At 51.5% G+C, this 20,798-nt stretch carries 19 protein-coding genes; 2 read left to right on the top strand and 17 right to left on the bottom strand.

From position 1 onward, the window contains the following. Window positions 1-11 precede the first annotated feature (11 nt). Window positions 12-1,376 (top strand): GDSL-type esterase/lipase family protein, encoded by a 1,365-nt coding sequence (locus ACOAP0_RS19600; protein ID WP_498374742.1) that lies wholly within the window; start codon window positions 12-14, stop codon window positions 1,374-1,376. A 154-nt stretch (window positions 1,377-1,530) separates the two neighbouring features. On the opposite strand, the gene ACOAP0_RS19595 is transcribed toward ACOAP0_RS19600, so the two are convergent. The 10 genes from ACOAP0_RS19595 to ACOAP0_RS19550 form a co-directional block, all read right to left on the bottom strand. Continuing rightward, complete coding sequence (locus tag ACOAP0_RS19595) at window positions 1,531-1,830, bottom strand: H-NS histone family protein (protein WP_498374743.1); 300 nt, start codon at window positions 1,828-1,830, stop codon at window positions 1,531-1,533. An 87-nt stretch (window positions 1,831-1,917) separates the two neighbouring features. Beyond that, window positions 1,918-5,559, bottom strand: coding sequence for a MobF family relaxase (gene mobF / locus ACOAP0_RS19590; protein WP_498391535.1), 3,642 nt, complete (start codon window positions 5,557-5,559; stop codon window positions 1,918-1,920). Further along, window positions 5,556-6,008 (bottom strand): hypothetical protein, encoded by a 453-nt coding sequence (locus tag ACOAP0_RS19585; RefSeq protein WP_498374745.1) that lies wholly within the window; start codon window positions 6,006-6,008, stop codon window positions 5,556-5,558. The genes mobF and ACOAP0_RS19585 overlap by 4 nt, the downstream gene beginning before the upstream one ends. Then, window positions 6,005-8,146 carry a type IV secretion system DNA-binding domain-containing protein gene (locus ACOAP0_RS19580; protein WP_498374746.1) on the bottom strand — a complete coding sequence of 714 codons (2,142 nt, stop codon included), beginning with the start codon at window positions 8,144-8,146 and terminating at the stop codon, window positions 6,005-6,007. The genes ACOAP0_RS19585 and ACOAP0_RS19580 overlap by 4 nt, the downstream gene beginning before the upstream one ends. Next, window positions 8,143-8,406 carry a hypothetical protein gene (locus ACOAP0_RS19575; RefSeq protein WP_498374747.1) on the bottom strand — a complete coding sequence of 88 codons (264 nt, stop codon included), beginning with the start codon at window positions 8,404-8,406 and terminating at the stop codon, window positions 8,143-8,145. The genes ACOAP0_RS19580 and ACOAP0_RS19575 overlap by 4 nt, the downstream gene beginning before the upstream one ends. An 85-nt stretch (window positions 8,407-8,491) precedes the next feature. Further along, a complete protein-coding gene (locus ACOAP0_RS19570) occupies window positions 8,492-8,998 on the bottom strand; it encodes a hypothetical protein (RefSeq protein WP_498391534.1) in 507 nt (168 codons plus the stop codon). A 1,430-nt stretch (window positions 8,999-10,428) separates the two neighbouring features. Further along, window positions 10,429-10,839 (bottom strand): single-stranded DNA-binding protein, encoded by a 411-nt coding sequence (locus ACOAP0_RS19565; RefSeq protein WP_498374749.1) that lies wholly within the window; start codon window positions 10,837-10,839, stop codon window positions 10,429-10,431. Between the two features lie 839 nt (window positions 10,840-11,678). Beyond that, the gene (locus tag ACOAP0_RS19560) at window positions 11,679-12,266 is read right to left on the bottom strand and encodes a hypothetical protein (protein ID WP_498374639.1); all 588 of its coding nucleotides are present in this window, start codon (window positions 12,264-12,266) and stop codon (window positions 11,679-11,681) included. A gap of 158 nt (window positions 12,267-12,424) precedes the next feature. Then, window positions 12,425-13,249 carry a DUF932 domain-containing protein gene (locus ACOAP0_RS19555; RefSeq protein WP_498374640.1) on the bottom strand — a complete coding sequence of 275 codons (825 nt, stop codon included), beginning with the start codon at window positions 13,247-13,249 and terminating at the stop codon, window positions 12,425-12,427. Between the two features lie 54 nt (window positions 13,250-13,303). Next, window positions 13,304-13,483: a hypothetical protein gene (locus ACOAP0_RS19550; protein WP_498374641.1), complete on the bottom strand. Its 180-nt coding sequence runs from the start codon at window positions 13,481-13,483 to the stop codon at window positions 13,304-13,306. A gap of 662 nt (window positions 13,484-14,145) precedes the next feature. On the opposite strand from ACOAP0_RS19550, the gene ACOAP0_RS19545 reads away from it, so the two are divergent. After that, window positions 14,146-14,661 (top strand): hypothetical protein, encoded by a 516-nt coding sequence (locus tag ACOAP0_RS19545; protein ID WP_498374642.1) that lies wholly within the window; start codon window positions 14,146-14,148, stop codon window positions 14,659-14,661. A gap of 534 nt (window positions 14,662-15,195) precedes the next feature. On the opposite strand, the gene ACOAP0_RS19540 is transcribed toward ACOAP0_RS19545, so the two are convergent. The 7 genes from ACOAP0_RS19540 to ACOAP0_RS19510 all read right to left on the bottom strand — a co-directional run bounded on the left by ACOAP0_RS19540 (window position 15,196) and on the right by ACOAP0_RS19510 (window position 20,678). Continuing rightward, window positions 15,196-15,435, bottom strand: a complete 240-nt coding sequence (locus ACOAP0_RS19540; RefSeq protein ID WP_498374643.1) for a hypothetical protein — start codon at window positions 15,433-15,435, stop codon at window positions 15,196-15,198. A 473-nt stretch (window positions 15,436-15,908) separates the two neighbouring features. Continuing rightward, a complete protein-coding gene (locus ACOAP0_RS19535; protein ID WP_498374644.1) occupies window positions 15,909-16,130 on the bottom strand; it encodes a DUF6900 domain-containing protein in 222 nt (73 codons plus the stop codon). Beyond that, window positions 16,127-16,516, bottom strand: coding sequence for a hypothetical protein (locus ACOAP0_RS19530; protein WP_498374645.1), 390 nt, complete (start codon window positions 16,514-16,516; stop codon window positions 16,127-16,129). Before ACOAP0_RS19530 ends, ACOAP0_RS19535 begins: the two co-directional genes overlap by 4 nt. Beyond that, window positions 16,509-17,051 carry a hypothetical protein gene (locus ACOAP0_RS19525; RefSeq protein ID WP_498374646.1) on the bottom strand — a complete coding sequence of 181 codons (543 nt, stop codon included), beginning with the start codon at window positions 17,049-17,051 and terminating at the stop codon, window positions 16,509-16,511. The genes ACOAP0_RS19530 and ACOAP0_RS19525 overlap by 8 nt, the downstream gene beginning before the upstream one ends. A gap of 14 nt (window positions 17,052-17,065) precedes the next feature. Beyond that, the gene (locus tag ACOAP0_RS19520; RefSeq protein ID WP_498374647.1) at window positions 17,066-17,773 is read right to left on the bottom strand and encodes a DNA methyltransferase; all 708 of its coding nucleotides are present in this window, start codon (window positions 17,771-17,773) and stop codon (window positions 17,066-17,068) included. 530 nt (window positions 17,774-18,303) lie between these two features. Then, the gene (locus ACOAP0_RS19515; RefSeq protein ID WP_498374648.1) at window positions 18,304-18,600 is read right to left on the bottom strand and encodes an HU family DNA-binding protein; all 297 of its coding nucleotides are present in this window, start codon (window positions 18,598-18,600) and stop codon (window positions 18,304-18,306) included. A gap of 125 nt (window positions 18,601-18,725) precedes the next feature. Further along, complete coding sequence (locus tag ACOAP0_RS19510) at window positions 18,726-20,678, bottom strand: ParB/RepB/Spo0J family partition protein (RefSeq protein ID WP_498374649.1); 1,953 nt, start codon at window positions 20,676-20,678, stop codon at window positions 18,726-18,728. Window positions 20,679-20,798 lie beyond the last annotated feature (120 nt).

Raw genomic sequence — 20,798 nt, 5'->3', positions numbered from 1 at the left:
ATTATCACAATATGACGATAAGTTCAGTTTCAAACTATCTGAAGACCAGATTCGGAGAAGCCATAAAAATCGGTTCCGAATGTGACCTTCCACCCGATTTGTGCGTCGAAATTGACGAGCGTGCTCTGCTGGTGCTTGGCGACCGCGTATCAATTCGACGCGGTACAACTATTCAAGTGCATTGTGGTGCAACAGTTATCATCGGCAATGACGTGGCCATTGGCGAGAACACCTTCATCTCAGCTATGGTTGGAATTCAAATTGGCGACGGCGTAGGAATATCCAACATGGTCGACTTGCATGACCATAACCATCGCGACCGCACAGGGATATTATCAAAAGGGCCGCCAACACCGTGGGAAAGCGGATTCATTGGGGCGCCTATCATCATCGAAAATGGGGCGGTGATTTCCAACAAAGTATCGATAACTGCTGGTGTGCGTGTGGGACAGAACACAATCATCGGAGCAAACTCTTCCGTGATCCGTTCGATTGGCCCCAACACCATGGCTGTGGGCTGTCCTGCCGCTCCGAAGCGCACCTTTGACGCCTCGTTGCATGAGCTTCCTCGTATGAAGATTGTCGTCGACTGGTTCGGAACCAGCATCATGCAGCACTTCGAAGGTTTCAACGCCCAAATGGCTAATCAGGCCGCTCTACCAGCGGTCGGTTCAAACGTCATGGTCGAGGGTTGGTGCAACCGCGGATACGTTAACCGTCTACACACAACCCTGCAAACCCGTTGGCCATTCTTGGATATCGCATTCCGTAATTACGGCGCTGGCGGGGCGACTTCTAGAGATATTCTTAAAACCGTCCACAACCATTTCGGAAAGAATCTCGCCTCCGCTTCCATCAGCATGCTCGGCTGCGGAATCAATGACGTCTGGCGCGGCCTCCAAGGCCGCAACGCTGAAGCTGTCGACCTTTCGGAGTTCACAGCCAACTACGAGAAGATACTCTCCGTCCTCACGGCGAACTCCCGACAGGTCATTTGCATTGGCGAGACGCCATTCGGTTGGGATGATTCCATAGACATCATTGCCGGGAATGAAATCCTTGAGGGTTACAACATTGCTGCAGAAAAGGTCGCAGCGGCGGCAGGCGCAGCCTTCATAAACGTTTGGACGGCGTTCAAAACAACTTCACGGCAGTTCGGCGCCGGTAGCGGTCTGAATCTCTGGAGCGACGGTGTCCATCTCTCCGAACACGGCGACGCCCTATTACACGACCTCGTCGATGCTCACCTGCGAGAGCACGACATTATTGCTCAGATGACCACTTATGAGATTCAAGACCGCGACACTGCCGTTGAGCTTTATCGACCCTTGTTTATTGCCGCCGACCTAAAATTGACAGTCGGGGGTGCGACATAAACCAGTCCAAGATTTACGCCACATCCCCATTGGCCCATTATTCAATCGGAAGCCATAGTACTGGAATGAGTGACCTACTTTTAACTGGAACGGGCGGCGGTATTCACTGGAATACGCACTGTAATTAAGTATAGTATTCCCGTGCTACTTCTGGTTAGCCGGCAACTGCAAATTGGGAACGATCTTTATTTTCTAACCATTTGGGTGTTTTCCCTCTGCCAGACCAGGTCGCACCAGTTACCGGGTCTTTGAATTTAGCGTTTACAGTACTTTTTTTGCTACCGTTGACTTTAGCGGACTTTTTTGCGCCAAATATATCTGACGCCGATATACCATATTGCTCAACGAGTCCCTGAATTGTCGCTACGGCTTTAGAGACTTCCACATCCCTGGCCTCCTTAATAGCTTGTTCGAGGGATTCTCGTTGCGAGAGAAGTTCAGCAAGTGTTGACATATTTTTCTTTCAAGTAAGGGCATTAAATAATTGTAGTGATAACGAGTTCAACTGATTCCATATTGTTTCTTATGCAAACATTACTGATTACCTTCCTCTTACCAAACTTGGCGAGTTTTGTTGCTGTTTTGGAGTCAGTTCAGTTGCTGGAATATTGGTGATTGAAGTGGTCTGGCCATTACGCTCACGGTGAGCCACGATTTTCTTCCATACTTGACCAATAGACTCGTCAATTGACTGACTCTTCTGCACTTCCATTGCAATAGTCTTTTTATCTTCTCGGGCAACCGCATCAAGTGTTTGTTTACGTGCTGGCGTGATCAATACCGTATCAATTTTTCCGCGTGTGGCCGCAACATAAGCGGCGCGCTCTTTTAGTATAAAATTACCCGTTGATGACAGGGCAAATAACTCAACGTGGTTGTCATTTCCCTGTTCTTTAAGACTTGTTCGTGCATAAGCCCAGTCCACCATTCGCATTTGCTTGGTATCTAAAGTAATGGTGCGACCATCAGCCCACTCAATGGTTGCTGACTTCGAATCGAGCGAAGTTACTTTACCTGAAAGTCCATTCTTTATGCGTGTCAGGTCTTTCTCTGCCTGCTTGGATAGGACTGTTCCTTCGGTTCGAGTGAATTGACCGTCATTCAAATTGATAATGTGCCGAGCAACAACTTTATCGCCAGTAGCATACTCTCGGAATTCTTTTTTGGCCAATGAGAAGAAATCTTCAACACTTGGGTTGAAGGTCATTTCTTTGCCGGTGACTTCACTTGTGCCTTTTAAAAGGTTTTTATTCAAATCAAAACCTGTGATTTTTATGATGTCATGCTTAACGATGCTCTTCTTCAAATAGGCCTTGTTGAATATTGCGTAAAGCTCTACCTGTCCACCCGTGAAACTTTTATCTGTATGTTTTCGCCATTCGATCATTTCACTGACAAACCGTTTTTGAACAGTTGTCAAGTTAGACATATCGAAGTGCTCGAACGAGAAGTTCTTACTATCAATATCACCTCGCTGCGATAGCATCTGGTGCACCGCGAATGAAGCGTCCTTTCTGTCTGCGTTGGTTAGCGTAACGACCCCAACCGTTGGCTTATCAATGCCTTTTTCCCGCAACGAATCCATTGCTCTTCCATATTGGTCCGCCACCACTTCGCTGAGTACGCCTTTTTCCCCATATTCTATAAATGGAAGGCGCTCGAAAGCGTCTCGGTACTTCCCTGCAGCTAGCAAGTCCATTGCCGCTTTGGTCTTATTTGACGCATTTTTAAACCGATACGTTTCATTCAAGATGTTGAAGTTAACGCCCAAGTCTTGAAGTTGCTTCATGGCACGCCCAGCTGCGATGGAATGGTGTTGAGTCTGATCACCTTGCACCACTACCCGTGCATTCAATTCGCTCGCCGTCTTTAAAATCATTTGCGTGTCTTTGGTGCCCGTCATGGAGGCCTCGTCCAGCACGAACATAAATTGTTTACCCTGGACGTTGCCCGTTTTCGCGAGGTTGTCCAGTTCGGCACTAACTCTGCCGAACGCAACAACGGCCTGGTTTCGCTTGAGCAGCAGGGAGTTACGTGCTTCTACGTTTTCAGTGGCGTCTACGATCTCATAGCGTGACAACGATCGCGAGACTGTCTTCCCAATAACTGAGACTTTAATAGCCGCCTGGTGTCTCCAGTCGCGGTTCGTCGGGTCAACTCCGACGCCAAAACGGCCTGCTTTTAGGCTTTTTTCCAGCATCCACCCGCCAATCGAGCTTCTAAGGCCCTGCTCCAATCGAAAGACAGATCCTTCTTCATGGTCAAAAACATACCTCGAACGACCAAAATTTTTGCCAGGCATATTCACATCAAGCTTGGCCACCTCAATTTGCGCTGCGCCACTTCCGCGAAGTGACGTGTCGGCATTGATGCGCTTTTGCAGCGCAGCTAACTCCTGTTTTTTGGACGCGATCAATTCGTCTCGCTCAATATTAAAGGCGGCCACGGTGTTAGACAGTATTCCTGACGTCTCCTGCAACTTAGATGCAGCACTCGAAGTCGTGGCCATGCCCATCACCAACATACCTTTTTCCTGTGCAACCATGGCCGCGAACTTGATTGACGCTGTTTTGCCGGTCCCGGCGCCACCCTGGACGCCCTGAATGGACTCGGGGTGCATGAGTAAATCTTTGGCTGCCACAGCCTGCTCACCACTAAGTTTGAAGGGTGTGCCGCGTGAAGCGCTTTCGCGCCTTTCGTAGACTTCACGAAAGGCTTCAAACTCATTCGTATCGGTCACGACCGGGTTGTGCCACTTGCGCAAGGCCTCCGCTGTCTTGAGCATCTGAACTTCCATTTCCATGGAGCTGCGAAGCATTACAAGAAGCTTGCCTTCTTGAGCGAATTCCAAGGCAAATTCGTTACGCACAAGTTCGTCCATAGCCCACTCGGCCGCCTCCGGCCCCAGGTGCTTGCCCATTCCAAAGCGCAGGGCTGCGTCGATCACGTCTTTGCGTTCAAACACCTGTTCTCTTTCCGAAAGATGCAGGGTTGCCCACTGAACTGATCTAATCGCATCTTTTTTGGCCAACTCATGGGTTGGAGCCACGGAGTGATTCGCATGCAAAATCTGCTCGATAGATTTGCCTATCTGCTGGCTTGGAGTAGATGGTTTGTTTGGCGGACTTTGACCAGATCCACGCTCACTCAGCCTTGGGGTTTGACCGCGGTCCGCTATAGTGCCATCAGCGCGACCTGAATTCCTCTCGTTGTTGGTTTGACCAACTTCTTGAGCGTGGCTCATTGCCTTGGTCAACGCAGCTTTGACTAGCGCATCTGCGTTTAAGCCCAGCTCTGTAGCCCTGACACTCCAAATCTCATCAAGCTGTGGCCTCGTTAACTCATTTTTATCATCCCGCGTTGCGAGTCCCGCAGCTTGTCGCTGAGCGTAATCTGCTTCGTCGCGTTTGATTCCCCATTTCGCGAGCATTTCCTCAATTTGTTCACTACGTGTGCTGAAACCCGTAATTTGCTCTTTGCTGATACCTACGATTTCAAACCCCGCCTTTCGGTCGGTGCGCAGTTCGTAGCCTAGCTCTTTAAGATCTTTTGCGAGTGCTGCTTTGTAGCGCCCGTCCATCTCGGTACGTATCCTCAGAATTTCGTCATTCGTCAGGCTTCGCCAAGTCGTTGAATCTGAGTCATAGGTGATTGCTGGTACAACATTGTGCGAGTGCAGCTGTGGTTCGTTCGAACGATTGGATTCATGAAGAATCGTTGCCCATATCAAGTTGCCGGTGCGAAATACTTGCGGCTCGCCGTTGTTTCGTGCGCGGGCTAGCGCTCCGTAGGTTTCAAAGCCACGCATCGCAGTCTCCACGGCCCTTTTATGTGCCGCTACGACACGCTCATCCTTTCCCACCAATGCAACGATGGAGACCGATTTCGGAGGTGCGATTTGCAAGTCGAATCCGGGCCTGCGTTGCTTGGAATTTTCGTCCAGCCGCTGGATTTCTCCGGTAATAGGGTTAGCGACATGTCCATCGAGCAGCGCTTTGAACTGTGATCGCGTTACGTTCTGGCCGCTCAACCCCAACAATTCCGCGCCTTTTCCACGCCATTGGGCAGGTGCTGTCTCGTTGACATAATAATTGTCGGCCGACCGTTTAGCCTCTATGTCAAACGCTTTGGCGAAATAGTCAGAAGCTCCAGCAGCACTTTTTATGGCGCTAATCGTGATCATTGACCTACTTCCCTTGCGGTTGCAACACTCACCTGTACTGCGTTTTCTTCGGTTTTAACAGCTAAGGTGAGCCGCACAGCGTGCGCTTGAAGTAATTTGCCCGGATGCTCGTATGCATCCGGCGCGACCATAACCTCGCGCGAAACGCTTGAGCCTTTGAGTAACCGCACTTTGAGCGCTGGAAATGCACGAGCGGCCGTGCCTAAGTTCTGAAGCTCCAGACTAATGACGATTTCACCGTCCAAGGCGGATGGTGTGATTGCAACCTTTGCTATCCGGTAAAGGGATGTATCGCTTTCAGCGATGACCCTGACTGGAGCTTTAGTTGCTGAGAACATGCCTGGTTGTGACACCGGGCTTGATGTGGACACCGAATACCATACATCTCGCCAAAAAAGAACTACACCAACGACCAGGACCACCATGGCCAGAAAAACGAGCTTTTTCAATCTTGCCTCCGTCCAGCGTCAAACAATGCTCGCTCGCCCCAACGCATACCCGTGTCTACGCGCGTAGCATTGTTTTCTGGCTTTGTGTCTTTAAGCACACTGACTTGCGCATTCGGTTCGCTCAACGGTGAGGATTCCAGTTCTTGGACATTTTCTTTCACGACCGCTTGTCCATCTTTGCCGCCGTCAGCTGTCGCCGACGACCCCTCTTGGGCGGCGTAAGGACTCTTGGGTGCCTCTTTCAACACATCTTTGATCATGGTTGAAATGACCTCAAACGATTTAGGGATCACCTCTCCGGTTTCTGCATCAATGTCATATGGCAGCACCGCAAATCGTGAATCCCGGACTGGCAAGGTTGCGCTGGGTTGATATCGATTGACCCGCGTTGGTGCAAGTCGTTCCAAACCCACTAGAGTCCAGAAAAGGCTTGGCGTTACCCAGGATGAATAATCAACCTTTGCGACCGGATAAGAGCCTGGTAATTTTAGGTACCCTTGGCAAGGATCTAACGAACCGAACTCACTTGGCATGACCAACCACTCTTCGTGCTGACTACGGGTAAGCCCCGCTGCGTCTCTTGCCTCAACCACGGCTAATGCCTGGTTAGACCCCGCTATAGACACCTCACGCCGACCTAACCGCTCGGCTGCTGCCTTCTGCATTTTGTCGTCGTTGGCCGAAAGCAGCAAACTGGTATTCAGACAATTAAGGGTTGTGTGCCCCCTCTCAGGACCCAACATATCTACAACTTGAGCGCTTGACTGAACCGTCGGAACAAGGCAAACACCGTATTTACGCATCGTGGTGGCGACGTTGTCGACGTTAATATCACCCAGCTTATTCAACTCATCCAAAAAAAATACATAGCGCGGCTCATGTACGATTTCTTGTTTTGCAGCAATCGCCGTGAACCCGACCGATAAAATCAGTCGAAAAAGCGGACTAATCATCGCATGCGTATCTTCACTGCCTAGTAAAAAGAAGCGTGAGTCATCCTTCGCATTAAGCCATTCGCTAAAGCACCAACTGCCTTCATTAACGGCTGCAATGCCGTTCAAATAAATCGCAATGGATGAGATAACACCTTGTCTCTGGCCTTTGCTGTCACCACCAACCGCACTGCTAGCCACAGTCTTCTTAATAAGCTCATCCATTTCGGCATCCGGCATCTCGAAAAACACCCGCGCGATATCGCACGTATTTACCGCGCCCATTTCTCTCAAACGCAACAAGATCACCGAAAACAAAGCCCTTGCAGCATCCTCAAAGAACGCATTGGACCCAGAGGCACTTTTATGTCCTTGTTTTGGCGGCAAAAAGGCTCTGGCCAATTCATCTGCGTCATAGCTGCGATTTAACTCGGTAAAAATCGACCAAGGAACCGAACCCTTCATTGTCGGATTAAAGAAGAAGTCTTTACCAGGTCTGTAATGCAGTCTGAAATATTCTCCCGATGAATCGTGAATAATAGTCTTGCATCCGGATTTGAATACTTGTTGCATGAGGTCATTGGTAGCAACTGATTTGCCGCTGCCGTTAGCTCCCTCAATCAAAACACCGCGCACTAAAGCACCTATTGGAAGCCACACACCAACGAGAGAAAACTTGCTTTTCTGCCGGCGCTTTCTAACAAGCCTATTTAACTGTTTTGCGCTCAAAATGTCAGCAGCACCACGCAAGTAGATCTTTAACCGTGAAATTCTTCCGGCATAAGACTCCCACATCAACACAATTGAAAAACACAAAAATCCGATAAACAAAGACCATTTAAAACGAACAATAAAGTCAGCCCATGCCGAAGAAAGGCGATTTATTAAAATAACCGCGTCATTTGGATTAATGTGTTGAACCCATAAAGTGCGGTCATTCAATACAGACAAAAGCCCCGCACCGGATTCAGTACGTATAAACCACAGTGTTGCCTTATTGGGTGAAAGGAACTTAGCAAGGATGTTTAACTTAACGACATCAAATGACTCAGGTGTGCAATACCAGAACCACAATGTCAAGGGTATTAAAAAACCAGGTATAAAACCAAAATAGACACAAGTCCGAATAGCTTCCAGTGTAAGTCTAATTCGCGTCCATAAGTATGCACGACCAACACCTATATCCGTTCCAGCCTTTGCACTCATTGCAACTCCACAATAAAGTCGTTCATTTCGTATTGAAATATGATCTTTGAAGTTGCCAGCTCTACTGGCATCAGCTCTTCGATGGTATCCGCATGCAATCCATGACAATCCCGCCAACGCCCATTTTTAAGGCGAAGAAAATCTGCAGCATAGGAGAGCCCCGATTTAAGGGTAATAAACAGATCAATGCAGCTGATGCGTTGAGATAAATCGCCACTCAATCGAAATGAGTGAACGCAAGCTGTTAAATCAGCGTTCATATAAACATCTACCCGCCATTCATATGGCCCTGGCGTCAAGGCGGATTGCGAATTAACGGAAGTAAAGTTGACAGGGATTATCAAATTAGTGCTCCTTCGGCCTGAATGCCACTTTCAATGCATCGCCTAAATCTTGACTTTCAAAGATTATTTGTCTTATAAAATCTTCAACAGCATTATCTGCAATGCGCTCACTCTTAATCCTTGTTAATAGGATCATGGCAAGGATGGAGAGCATTTTTGACTCACTGGACTCGAAAGAGTCCATCACGCTTTTGAGATCGTTCTGAAGTGTCTCAACCGCCAGACGAATTGAATTCTCAGTGCGCACACTGGCGCCCAAAGCCTCACTCAATAGCAGCCGAGCTAGCTCTCCGGGCTTCACACCCTCCCTGACAGCTCGTTCAGAAAGAAGCTGTAAGGTCTCATCTGGGAGACGAACCGAATAATTCGTCAAACGCTCACTTTTAGAAGTTGCCATGCGCTGCCATGCTGTATAAGTTATTGATAAATAATGATTTTTTATTTTATGAATTTTGACTTTGGATTGACTTCCAATTGTTGCCATGCAAACAATTTCTAATAAAAACATGAACTTAGGAGTGAAATCAATGCACGCCGCAGGCGTGCGTAATGTGTGCTAAAAATCACCGTGGAAGACCGGTTGTCCACGTCGTTGTATGGGTGGGCCCAGAGCCTGGTTGGCCACATGCACATGTGGCCTCGAAGCCTGCGAGGGATGCTCCAGCAATCCCAGCGAGGATTTCTGCAGGGCGTTACCACCATATACGGTGGTAACGCCCTGCAGAAAGTGCGAGGTTTACATACGGGCGACACTTACGAATTTTGCGTATGCAAAATTTTGTTCTTCCGAGAACCGAGAGCTTGGCATTAATGCGCATCGTCCCATTAATGCCAAGTTTGGTAGCCAGGGTCGTGGTGGATTGCAATAGGACTGCGACGTCCTATCTCGGTAGCTGGTTAAGTCACTGTAAGTGATGACACGTAAAGCAATGATTATTCGCGGGACATGAGTACACACTTAAACCAAGTGTCACCAGCTTTAGGATAAGTACTGTCATGAACTGGTCGTCCACATATATACTGACCCATTGCTGAGTGGGATGCCTCAGCAATCCCGACGAAATTTTTTTAACGGACTTGTCCATTTCATGTGGGCAAGTCACGAAAAGTAGAAAGTGGATATGTGGGTAACGTCCGTGCTTTTGATTTCATCAAAAGCACCACACTCTGTTAATCGATCATAATCCGATCTGGTTGGCGTTGCAGCCTTGATGTCGCAACCAAATGCGATGATCAAGCTTAGCGTTGAACGATCCGTGTAAAACAAGCGAATCCGCATGGCCTCGATAAGAGGCCATTGTCCTGGGACGCTAACGACCCATAGGGAGTTCCGGCACTGGACCGCCGCAACCTACATCTACGATGTTTAAAACAGGAGATTTTATCAAGAAATAATTCTGATTATTTCGCCTGAAGTCCAATCAAAAGAGACGCTATTGTTTTGATAGCGTCTCTTTTGGAGATTAGCTTAATATGAATATCGCAATTAAAAGCAGGATTGTCATGGAGTTGCTCTGTTAATGGTTGTGCTTACGGATGTCGACCGCAGGGGCAACAGTTCACGTCAATGCCCGAAAATCCACATTCACCGGCTTGTGGCTCGTATGGGGTAAAAGCAGGGTCATATCCTCGCTTTTTAAGTGCCGTCTCGACTGCGAGGCGTTCAGATTCTGGAGCGTTATCTAGAATGCTGATATAAGAGGCTTGTACCCGGTTTTCGTAAAGAACGTCTGATTGCCCACAGCCTCGGGCTGCCTCTTTCTCGGCATTCTCGATTAATAACGTGTAGTCATAATGTGTCATAGTGTTGGCCATATGGGCGAGCTGTGGCAACCTGACGCCGGACCGCCGTGTTATGGCGATGTCGGCAAGGCTCTTGCAGGTCAATCCAATGACCAGCAAGCCAAGCTCCGGCTAGTTCCTCCTGGTTGTCGTTAGTTAATTGGGCATGTCGCCATCAAGTGCAGCCGCCCACTCCCGGTTTTCCTTTGTCCAGCCATCGTTATCGCCTCCATCGCCTTGAGCTGCATCTTTTGCAGAATTCAAGAACTGAATATTGGTCGCTATGAAATTAATCCCGAATTTTCCTTCACTACGCCAACTTTCCAGCTCACCATGGGCGAGAATCGAACGGCCCTTTTTGAGATATTTATTGCAAACATCAGCCAGTTTGAATTTGGTTGAGATTCTGAAGAAATCAACGTGATCAACGGTCTTTCCATCGCTATCTTTGCGGCGCGAGTTGACAGCAATAGAAAATGTACAAATGGGCGCGCCAGCGGGCGTGTAACGCATTTCTGGATTAGCTGTGAGATTGCCGATCAAAGTGAAGGAGTTAAAGGAAGCCATTTATTTTCTCCAAAGAGCCCATCGAGAGCCATCCGGTAACCGACCGGCTCGGACGTAATCGCTGCCGATTACATGCCCATATTATAGTCCGGTTTCCGGTCTATATGCAAGCATTATTTGCAACGTATCCAAACAAAATTACGTCGATTTCGGTGGTGTATCTCTAGGGGGTATGGGGGCCGTGGCCCCCATGATGGCCATGGTCTACGCCTTCCATTCATTCCACCCGCGTGCTATTCCCCCAGCACTCCAGTTGCACCTCTTTCGCGCTCTGAAAGACAAGCCAGCGTGGCAGTTAGCCACGCTACGGGCAACGCCCGTTCCCTCCCCTGCCCTACGGGTGCTTTGCACCCGTCTGTCATTGCCCCCGCATCCACCGCAAGCGTCAGCGCGCAGCGCCGCCAGGCACGAAGGCGTCAGGCCCGAAGGGTGGCGAAGCCAGATCGTTAGCCCGTAAGGGGCGAGACAAGCTCAGCGCAGGCTCGATGCGCAGCACCAGAGCCCGGCCCCGAAGGGGAGACGCGCTATTCGGTAGCTGTCACCCAGTGCGATTGATGTAGAACTTGGGGTCCATAGACAAGGCATTCCTACCTGAACCGATACCACAACGATTGCGTGCCTCTTGCGAAATTTTTTCCGGGTCTCGGGCTAAACTGGTGACGAGATAGAAGGAGGGATGACATAAGCACAACCTTGCCGGTCTCGTGATGCGCCGTATCGTCGTCTGTATTGGGGCGGCGGCGTCACTACGGCCGGCGTTCGCGGCCTCCCAGACCTGACAGCTTGCCTTCTGCCGTCACATACATGCGGCATGTTGGGCGGGGATTGGGACGCAAAAGTTACTGAGCCATTTCGAACTCGGGGGGGTAATTCATTGGGTCGATGATCACGAGCTCGCCATCACCCCTGATTCCCCAGTTGATCGTCGTGTACAGGTCTGGTTTCACAGAAGGCCCATGATTCGCAAGTACGTACTCCGCCAGCAAATGCAAGGCAGCCCCCAGACTTTTCGGGTATTCGGCGCCAAATCGCTCTTCCGTCTGGATCAAATATGCTGCTTCCATCAATGAAAAGAGCCTGTTGTGCTCTTTGCGCCGATACAAAAAGTCCGTGAGAGTGCGGATTTTTGAATCAGGGGCCAACAGCACACGCTCCAATTCGATTGCATGGCATTTGCTGCCATCAAGCATGGCGGCATTGTCAAAGCGACGATAGGTAGCTGGGTAGTGATGAGATGCACCGGCAAGCACTTCAAGCGCATTCAAATCAGCTTTGGAATGCGAAATTTTCACTACTTTATCTGGTGCGGTACCGGCAAAGACTTTGCAATACGAGCCTTTAGCAATGAAGCGCGAATCTTGCAATGATTCCACTGCCCAATCTGGCGCATCGATCGCGAGTTCAAGGCCCTTCAATTCGGTGGTCACTCGCTCATTCTGATTTTCCATTTTGACTTCATTTCTTTATTCAATAACAAGGATGGCGGGAGCCTCAAGAAGACTTGTCATGCAAATCCATGGATGATAGGCAAGGCGTAGAGCTAATACCCGATCCGCGGGACTGCGGGGTCGGGTTGCGTCATTCATTAGGCTTTGAGTTTGCGCATCTCCTCGGCCAGCACCCACAAAGCGCGGTTCAGTTTGATATTTTGGTCAATCCCTTTAACCTCACGGGTTGTTGTTCGGCGACCTTGGGCAGTACGGGCCATGAGACCACCGCGCACCACGTTCTCCTGAACGCGGTTAAAGGTAGTCCAAAGATCAGCGGAGGTGTCTGCGGTACGGCGGGGGCGCAGCACCTGCGACTCTGTAACCGGCGCAGGGGCGCTTTCTGTGTCGTACTTGATCGCCAGCGCGGCGCGTGCGAATGCATTTTGTTCGCCGTCATTGAGGGTCAGGGCTTTCATACCATCGCGGCTCTGGTCCACCAGCTCGAAGTCATCGAGCACGCGAAACGCGCCTTCAATCACGTTGTCCACAATATTGCCGGAATGGCGCATGCGGACATCGTTGGTAGTGTCTCCAAAAACCATTCCATTGGCACACACAAACCGGAAAACGCCGGCGAGCATTTGATAGGCGCTGCTGCCGTCGTGGCTGTTCAGAAGCACGATTTCATTGGCTTCTGCGGCCTTGATTTGGCTGGCATGACGCAATCGCATCATGTGTTTGGTGTGCTCTTTCTTTCCTTCATCGCGGCAACGTGTCTGGCAGACCATGAAAGGCTGGAACCCCTCCTTGCGCAGACCATTGAGTACGTCGATAGTTGGAATATAGGTGTAGCGGTGGGAGCGGCTGCCGTGGGCTTCTTGAGCGAAGATAGAAGGGGCAACGCAGCGGATTTGGTCATCGTTCAATGGGGAATCGGAACGGAACGAGGAAGCATTGCGAAAACGGCTTGCAAGCAACATAAACATCTTTCGTGGTGGTACTGATGGGGCCCGCATTGCGCGGGCCTGGGCTACTTAAACGCTGGCGGTCTGGCCGGAAAACCAGACAGCGGCGGCACTCGGTCCGTTGTGGTAATTGCCGCTTGGTTTCTGCTGGATACAAGCGTCGAATGCTTGCATGTCGATCGTCTCGCCATCACTCAAAGTAATGGCTTGCGCTGCGGTGGCGCGTTGCGTGGTAGCTGACAAGTGCATGGTTTTTTCTCCATGTGAGCGGCCTGAAAGGCCATCCGGTAACCGACCGGCTCGGACGTAATCGCTGCCGATTACATGCCCATATTATAGTCCGGTTTCCGGTCTATATGCAAGCATTATTTGCAACGTATCCAAACAAAATTACGTCGATTTCGGTGGTGTATCTCTAGGGGGTATGGGGGCCGTGGCCCCCATGATGGCCATGGTCTATGCCTTCCATTCATTCCACCCGCGTGCTATTCCCCCATCACTCCAGTTGCGCCTCTTTCGCGCTCTGAAAAACAAGCCAGCGTGGCGATTAGCCACGCTACGGGCAACGCCCGTTCCCTCCCCTGCCCTACGGGTGCTTTGCACCCGTCTGTCATTGCCCCCGCATCCACCGCAAGCGTCAGCGCGCAGCGCCGCCAGGCGCGAAGGCGTCAGGCCCGAAGGGTGGCGAAGCCAGATCGTTAGCCCGTAAGGGGCGAGACAAGCTCAGCGCAGGCTCGATGCGCAGCACCAGAGCCCGGCCCCGAAGGGGAGACGCACAAGGCCTCCTGCAGCACCAGGAACAGCAGCACCACCTAATAACCCACAACTTTGACAACAGCGGCATTTGTGCCTATCATCCAAACATAGGCGCTTGTGCCTATTCAAAAGACAGCACACCGAAAGGAACAGCCATGGAAAACACGACAGATCAAAAAGAATTCGGAAAAGTAGCCCGTGTTTACGTCAATGAAATCGAGGTCGGCTCCATCCCGACAGACCTGTATCACGCTTTAGTGAAGGTGAAAAAAAGGGACGTTACTCTTTACTTGAAGCAAGCACTTAACATACTGTATAGCGCCAGTAACGCAGTCAGTAGAATTGCATTTCTCACCACCATAGCTTTCGTCGCGATCTTCGTGGTTATGTTTATGTTCGACGGACAAAGCGCCGTCGAAATGGTGAAGCAATTTCGCGAAGCTAACCCTGAACAAATCGTTAGCAGCATGCAACGGTTCATACTGAGCATGGTAGTCATCACGACCTTTGCCACCGTCTTCCATTTCAGCGTGAACCCTTCGCGGTACGGTTACGTCAATCACATTCACAAAGCGATCAACCAAAGCATTCGCAAGGTCATGGAAGTTCCGGCTGAAGGCAACATGCGTGTAATGGTGGAAACAAAGGTTACTCGCCATGTTAAACAATAGAGAAACATACAAGGCATTGTTAGCCGAGTATCGAATTTCTCAGGCAGAAAGCGCTGCGCTCATCTGCGAGCACACACAAAGACCCTGCTCAGTGCGCACCGTGCGAACATGGCTCAATAACCCGGATAGCCCGCATTCACGGCCCTGCCCCGATTGGGCCGTGAAAGTCCTGCGCGAAGCGCTAGTCGCCAAAAGCAAGGCAGTGCGTAAGCACTACCTTGCTCAGGAATCGTTCCCTGATTCTGCGCAAAGCGCCCAATCAATAGACTTCTGGGATAAGCCCCGCGGCTAAGGGTGAAGGTTGCGGGAGGCGAAGCCCAGCAAAGCCCCCGCAAGCCTCAATCACCCTTATTGAGCGCCCAAAGAAAAGCCGGCTTAAGCCGGCTACTAGGAATTGCTCTGCGATCAGAGCAATGTCGCGTCAGGTCGATCGGGCTGATCTTTACCGAGCGTGTTCCGCAAAACGGTGGCCAGAACTGCAACAGCGATAAACCCGCCCAAAACAAGGTAGTGATCCAACATAAGGCCTCCATTTCACCAATTGACGCACGTGATCACTATAACGATCGCGCCGCTGATGATCAACTCCAGAACCGTAGACATCGAGCCGCCAGTCACCAATTGAACAAACCCGTTGCCGGCAACCAAGGCACCGGCAGTGCGCACTGCCGCCTTAAAGGCCGGGTAATCGAAAGAAATTCTCTTCATAAAACGCTCCAGACACTGAGCGAAATTGCTCACCGCCAGAGCACCGGATCGCAGCGCAGAAATCAAGTGGAGCGTGGAATAAATGGAGCGGACCCGCCATGCGGGGAGCATCCGTTTATGCCGCGAAAGCCGCTTGAATTCGAGAACGATCCGGTACGCTCGGAAAGACAGCAAGAGCCTCCACCCACACAGTGGAGTGCCGAAGGTGCAATACCCAATTAGCGTGCCGATGGCACGCTCTGACTAAAGCCATAGCGCAAAGCGCTCTAGCAGTGTCATACCCGCGGTTGCAATGGCGGAGCCTTTGCTCGCTGCGGAGATAAGCCATGCGGCAAAGGGGTGTGTGAGCAGCACCTGGCGATACAGGCCGAAGGCCGAAAGCCGGGGTGCTGCGAACACTCCCCTTTTTGAGCCAGTCACACCGATCACCTTGCGAAACCTCGCAAGGCTGACAAAAGCCCTCGCGCGAAGCGCGCACGAGTCAACCCGCAGCCATCCAGAACCTTGGCACCAGGCAGGGCCCATGCCCTGCCATTCACCTAAGTTTCATGAGTACGCCGCGAAACTAGAAACGCACGGGCCATCGCCTCACGAATGCTACAGACGGACACTTCCGCAAAGTCCAAACGATCGCTAAAGCGCGTGTCCAGAGTTTCAAGCTGGAAAGTGTCCAGCGCGATCGCAGTGAGCTGCTTGCGTTGCACATCTGTCAATCTATCCCAAAGCGCCGATCGGCACGGGTGTTGTGATTTGAGGTTCATCCAAACCTCGCTACATATCGGGCGTAGTCATGGCCCTCGCTGTCCACAAAAAGCACCGGTCTCTCTGGCGATGTCACCATGACACAGGCCCTGGCCCGTGGATAAGGGACGGCGAAAGCTGTGCCGTCCAGCCAGTGGCGCGCGCGCGTCAAATGGTTGGCGAACTCATCGAATTCACATGGGTTGAGAGGGTGATGCCGATGCACAAATACCCGCTGCGGCGCACCGCATGCGAAGTCCGATAGATTTACAGGCTTACGCGCAAACGGCAAGGAGCGCCCCAGTTCATGCACGGTCATTGCTTGCCCTGCGATGTGCATGATTCGCGGTGCGAAGCTCACGCGAAGCAAGAGCATATCGTGAAAAATGGCGAGATTTTCATTCATGGTTACCTCCCTCATTCTCTAGGGCTTGTAGGTCAGCAACTACGCAAGCGGCAATGACGCGCACATCGATGCCCCCGGTCTCGATTTCCAAAAGAACTGCATCATCGAGCGCTTCGAGAAACTTGTACTGTCGCTTGTCCAGCACCGCACCTGCGTGCGCAGCCCATTGATTGCGTTGGCTGATAGCGCGTAAGCGATCTAGATTTCCGCGGCCATAGCCGCGCAGATAGTCAGTGAGATAGCTGTTCGCCCTTTCTGCCGATGTAGGTAGCAAAGGCTCTGACGTCGGCGCGACACTCATCTGAATATGCGGCCAATACACAATCGTGTCACGTCCCATGGAATCGGTTCGGTGACCCTCTATAGCGCATCGCAAAGTGTCGTTGATGACACTGTGGGGGCGATCTGTGACCACACCAACGCAGTGCTCGCCGAACATGCACCGACCGCTGTACCGTTCGTAAAAACGGCCATAGGCGTCGGCCAGTTCTCGGATGCGTTGCAGTACCTCTTTGGTGGAAATTGTGTTGTTCATAGTTCGGGGTACTTTCATGCAGCAAGCGCTTGGGACTCTGTCGTGTGGTTTGCAGCCGGTCGAGAAGAATCGAAGATCGAAGCTAGGCGGTTTTCGTAGGCTTGCATCCGTTGGGAGCCAATACGGTGCATATGAGGTTCAATCTCCATGCCCAAGTACTGGCGTCCAGCTGCGCGCGCAGCCAGTAGCGTGGACGCTGACCCGCTGAATGGGTCCATCACCACGCCACCACGCGGACAAAAACTTTCAATCAGCGGGGTGAGTACGGACAGAGGCTTTTGAGTGGGATGTAGCTTGTTGCCGCTATAGGTCCAATCCACCACATCACCAATAATGTGCGCGGGGGGCACTGGACTTCCCTTGGCCAACAAATATGCGTTTTCGTGTTGATAGCGCATCAGTCTGGTGCTGCTGGTGTAGCGTTTTGGGAAGGTGATGTGTCCGACGACCCGGAAACCCGCGGCCTTCCAAGCTGCATAAAACTCATCGGTTTTGCTCCATCCATAAAACGACACACAAAGGGTGTCAGGTTTGAGAGCACGAAACATCTGTCTGAAAGCCGGTCTGAGCCATTCGCCGGATCGGTCACCCGCAAGGCTGCGGCCGCTGCGGTCTTCATAGTTCACCAGATAAGGCGGGTCGGTGAGAATGAAATCAACGGACGCGGCCGGTAAGGCCTGCATGAGTTCGCAACAGTCGCCTAGATGAATTTGATTGAACATAACAACTCCTGAGATGCCTGCGGCGGAGCCTTAAGGCGTGTCCACCGTGCGCCCGCTGCCGGCGGGAAGTGATTGAGCGCACCCCCGGAGTAGCCCCAGCCCTTCAGGGACGGGGAAACCGTGGAATAAAAAGCGAGTGGGGCCCCAAAGACGTGAGTCTGGGGACGACAGGAGCGGCTTTATGCCGCGAAAGTCCCCTGAGGCGCCGGTGACATGGCGTTGAGCGTCGAAAGGAATTGGTAATGATGGCCATGCCATCCAATTCCGAGCGCCGCGCATCGACGTGACGCGCGTGGTGGAACCATGCGCACCGGTAGGCCGACTAAACTCCGTTTTGTCGGCCACGCGCCGTGCCCGCAAAGGGATGGGGACAATTCGGGGGTGCGCTCTCGGCGGAGTACTACAAACATCACACCTGCGCCGGTGGCGGAGACACAGGGCGCATACCTGAACAACTTTGGCGATCAGCCAAAGTCATTGCACAGCGCATGCGCGCAAGCGCACAGCACCATCCCTTGAAGGCAAGGCCTTCAATCAATTTGCGAGCTGGCCAACTCCACGGCAGCACGCAGTGCCTTGCCTGGTTTGAAATGGATTGAACTTCTAGGCGGCACACGAACAGCCGCACCGGTGCGTGGATTGCGACCTGTGCGAGCGAGATGCTCCCGAATCTTGAATGTCCCGAATCCACGCAACTCTACGCGGTGTCTGCGTGCTGCAGCGGCGCCTATCGCCTCCAGAATGACATCGGTCGCATGTTCGACGTCTTTGAGCAAGAGTTGCGGGAATCGTTCTGCGAGGCTAGCGACAATGTCAGATCGGTTCATGTAACACTCGATGCGAAAAAAATCAAGAAAAAAGCCCTGACTTTTGAAGATCAGGGCTTAAAGGGAGGAGCGAAGCGTATGAAAGACGCTTCACATGCCAGGTTGGAGCTGGCGTGCAAATTTTATCAATCCCGCAATGGATTTGGCAACCATCCTGTACCTGCCAGTGCTTCGGCGGCGAAGGCCACGGCCTCCTGCTTCTTCATCTTAGGCAAGTCTTTGGCCCAATCAGGACCCTTGGCCTCCGTAACCGCTTCAACGAGCTTGGCTTTAGGTACCAGATCCAAATAGTTCTCGGGAGTGGGTTCCCACCATGTTTTCATATCCAGATCGAGCCCCTTCGCCAGAGCCGCTCCTACATCACGGCCCTCGTGTCGACCTCGCACAGCGTTCACTGTTTCGGCAGTACTGAAGACCAACATCGAGAGCGATGTCTCCAGAGGCTGATCAATGAACCATTGCAACCATACTTTTTTGTCTTGGGGCAGTAAGGACTCCCACCGGGTACGTTCATCTCCCATCACCCCGGCTGCTCGGCTGGTTCCGACAGTAGGCGAAGCTTTCTCAAGCGAATGCCACGCGTTAACGCGGCTGATCTTTATGGCCTCATCGCCTCCGAGATAATCATTAAAGGCTGCCATTGCCAAACGGTGCGCCAATGCTGCCAATGCCACTTTCTGGTTGGTGATCATGCAGGCCTGAATGGCGGCTGTACGCTGAGCAGTCAGATTCATCATCAGTCGCTCGGGGATAGTGGCGTCATTCTTTACATGCGTTTCATCACCTGCAGGTTCTTCAGTGGGCTTGCCGCCAGCGTCAGATCCGCCATCTATTTCCTGATGTCTTTTTTGACGCGCCGCAATCTCAGCCATTATTTGTTTACGCTCAGAGACTCGCGCTTGGTTTTCGATTCGCTTGATCTTTCCGTCCTCGAGCGTCAACACCACACCGATCAGGTCTTTGTCGTGCCCAGCCGAACTCACCAGTTCGCCTGACAGTGCTGCGAGCTTCTCGTCCACAGCATCAATTTTTGTCTGCAGTTCCTCAAGTTCTGAATCATCATCACAAGCGTCGAATTGCGCTTCCAACGCCTCTTGCTCAGCTTCCAAGGTCATTCGCTTCGCCTTATGAATCGGAGACTCCGGCAGAGTCACCGCAGGTAACGTGAAATACAACTGGCGTTCCGTGTAAGTCCACTCCGCATGGACATCGATAAAGCGCAATCCTTGTTCACGCAGTTCTGCCGCATGGACTTCAAACGCTTCCCCCACCAGCATTTCCAGCAACAAGGGGTCTGTCAGAAAACGCTCATTCTTTTCTGCAAACAAGTCTGCACGGATACCGCCACCGGCATTCAAATACGTCGTCAAACCGACAACCTTCACACGGGGATCACTCGCTGGCACCTCGTCTTGGGCGATCAATCGGCGAATCGTGCTCGCACTGCGGTTGTGGGTCGACAGTCCTTTCCACAGCGCCACTTGACGCGTTTGATCATCCAGTTGAACCAAGGCCATGACCTGGTCAAGTTGGATTTCACCCTTGCGGTACAACACCATCAAAGCTGGGGCGAGACTGGCGAGCTTGAGCCGACGTTGTACATGCAACGGAGTGACACCAAATTGGGTGGCAATACTGTCGATGCTTCGTCCTTGATCCGTCAAAGTTTTGAAGGCCTCAAATTGATCCGCTGGATGCATGGCTTCCTGACTGATGTTTTCTGTCAAGCCGATTGCAGTGGCGTCCTGGTCATCCACCTCTTTGCACTCCACTGGAAAATCCGGCATGATTTTTCCGTCAGATGCCAGCTTTTGGAAGCCACGCAAGCGTCGACCACCGGCATGCACCGCGTACAAACCAGTGTCACGATCATGGGACACCTGCAATGCATGGAGTTGCCCTTGCGCCAAGAGCATCGCGGCCATTTCACTGATGCCCTGCTCAGTAGGTGGTGTTTTACGAACCTGATCTTCTGCCAGTACGAGCTTGTTCAGGGGAACAAAAATTGAGTTGCGGACTTGCGGCATAACCATTGCATTGGCAATGTCTGCTGTTTGCTGACTCACTGTAGCTTTCATATGTAGCTTTCATATTGCGGCCTGAAAGGCCATCCGGTAACCGACCGGCTCGGACGTAATCGCTGCCGATTACATGCCCATATTATAGTCCGGTTTCCGGTCTATATGCAAGCATTATTT

This window comes from Curvibacter sp. Hmag1.1 (assembly GCF_059769165.1).
Note: the sequence above shows the minus strand (reverse complement) of the source record. Positions and strands in the feature narration are given on the sequence as shown.

What these genes read in the sequence shown, in the direction of transcription:
- ACOAP0_RS19555 (WP_498374640.1), bottom strand. Translation starts at nt 13,249, where the DNA reads ATGTTGCTTGCAAGCCGTTTTCGCAATGCTTCCTCGTTCCGTTCCGAT.
- ACOAP0_RS19520 (WP_498374647.1), bottom strand. Translation starts at nt 17,773, where the DNA reads ATGTTCAATCAAATTCATCTAGGCGACTGTTGCGAACTCATGCAGGCC.
- ACOAP0_RS19535 (WP_498374644.1), bottom strand. Translation starts at nt 16,130, where the DNA reads ATGAACCTCAAATCACAACACCCGTGCCGATCGGCGCTTTGGGATAGA.
- mobF (WP_498391535.1), bottom strand. Translation starts at nt 5,559, where the DNA reads ATGATCACGATTAGCGCCATAAAAAGTGCTGCTGGAGCTTCTGACTAT.
- ACOAP0_RS19600 (WP_498374742.1), top strand. Translation starts at nt 12, where the DNA reads ATGACGATAAGTTCAGTTTCAAACTATCTGAAGACCAGATTCGGAGAA.
- ACOAP0_RS19545 (WP_498374642.1), top strand. Translation starts at nt 14,146, where the DNA reads ATGGAAAACACGACAGATCAAAAAGAATTCGGAAAAGTAGCCCGTGTT.
- ACOAP0_RS19510 (WP_498374649.1), bottom strand. Translation starts at nt 20,678, where the DNA reads ATGAAAGCTACAGTGAGTCAGCAAACAGCAGACATTGCCAATGCAATG.
- ACOAP0_RS19550 (WP_498374641.1), bottom strand. Translation starts at nt 13,483, where the DNA reads ATGCACTTGTCAGCTACCACGCAACGCGCCACCGCAGCGCAAGCCATT.
- ACOAP0_RS19580 (WP_498374746.1), bottom strand. Translation starts at nt 8,146, where the DNA reads ATGAGTGCAAAGGCTGGAACGGATATAGGTGTTGGTCGTGCATACTTA.
- ACOAP0_RS19530 (WP_498374645.1), bottom strand. Translation starts at nt 16,516, where the DNA reads ATGAATGAAAATCTCGCCATTTTTCACGATATGCTCTTGCTTCGCGTG.
- ACOAP0_RS19515 (WP_498374648.1), bottom strand. Translation starts at nt 18,600, where the DNA reads ATGAACCGATCTGACATTGTCGCTAGCCTCGCAGAACGATTCCCGCAA.
- ACOAP0_RS19525 (WP_498374646.1), bottom strand. Translation starts at nt 17,051, where the DNA reads ATGAACAACACAATTTCCACCAAAGAGGTACTGCAACGCATCCGAGAA.
- ACOAP0_RS19575 (WP_498374747.1), bottom strand. Translation starts at nt 8,406, where the DNA reads ATGAACGCTGATTTAACAGCTTGCGTTCACTCATTTCGATTGAGTGGC.
- ACOAP0_RS19595 (WP_498374743.1), bottom strand. Translation starts at nt 1,830, where the DNA reads ATGTCAACACTTGCTGAACTTCTCTCGCAACGAGAATCCCTCGAACAA.
- ACOAP0_RS19565 (WP_498374749.1), bottom strand. Translation starts at nt 10,839, where the DNA reads ATGGCTTCCTTTAACTCCTTCACTTTGATCGGCAATCTCACAGCTAAT.
- ACOAP0_RS19570 (WP_498391534.1), bottom strand. Translation starts at nt 8,998, where the DNA reads ATGTTTTTATTAGAAATTGTTTGCATGGCAACAATTGGAAGTCAATCC.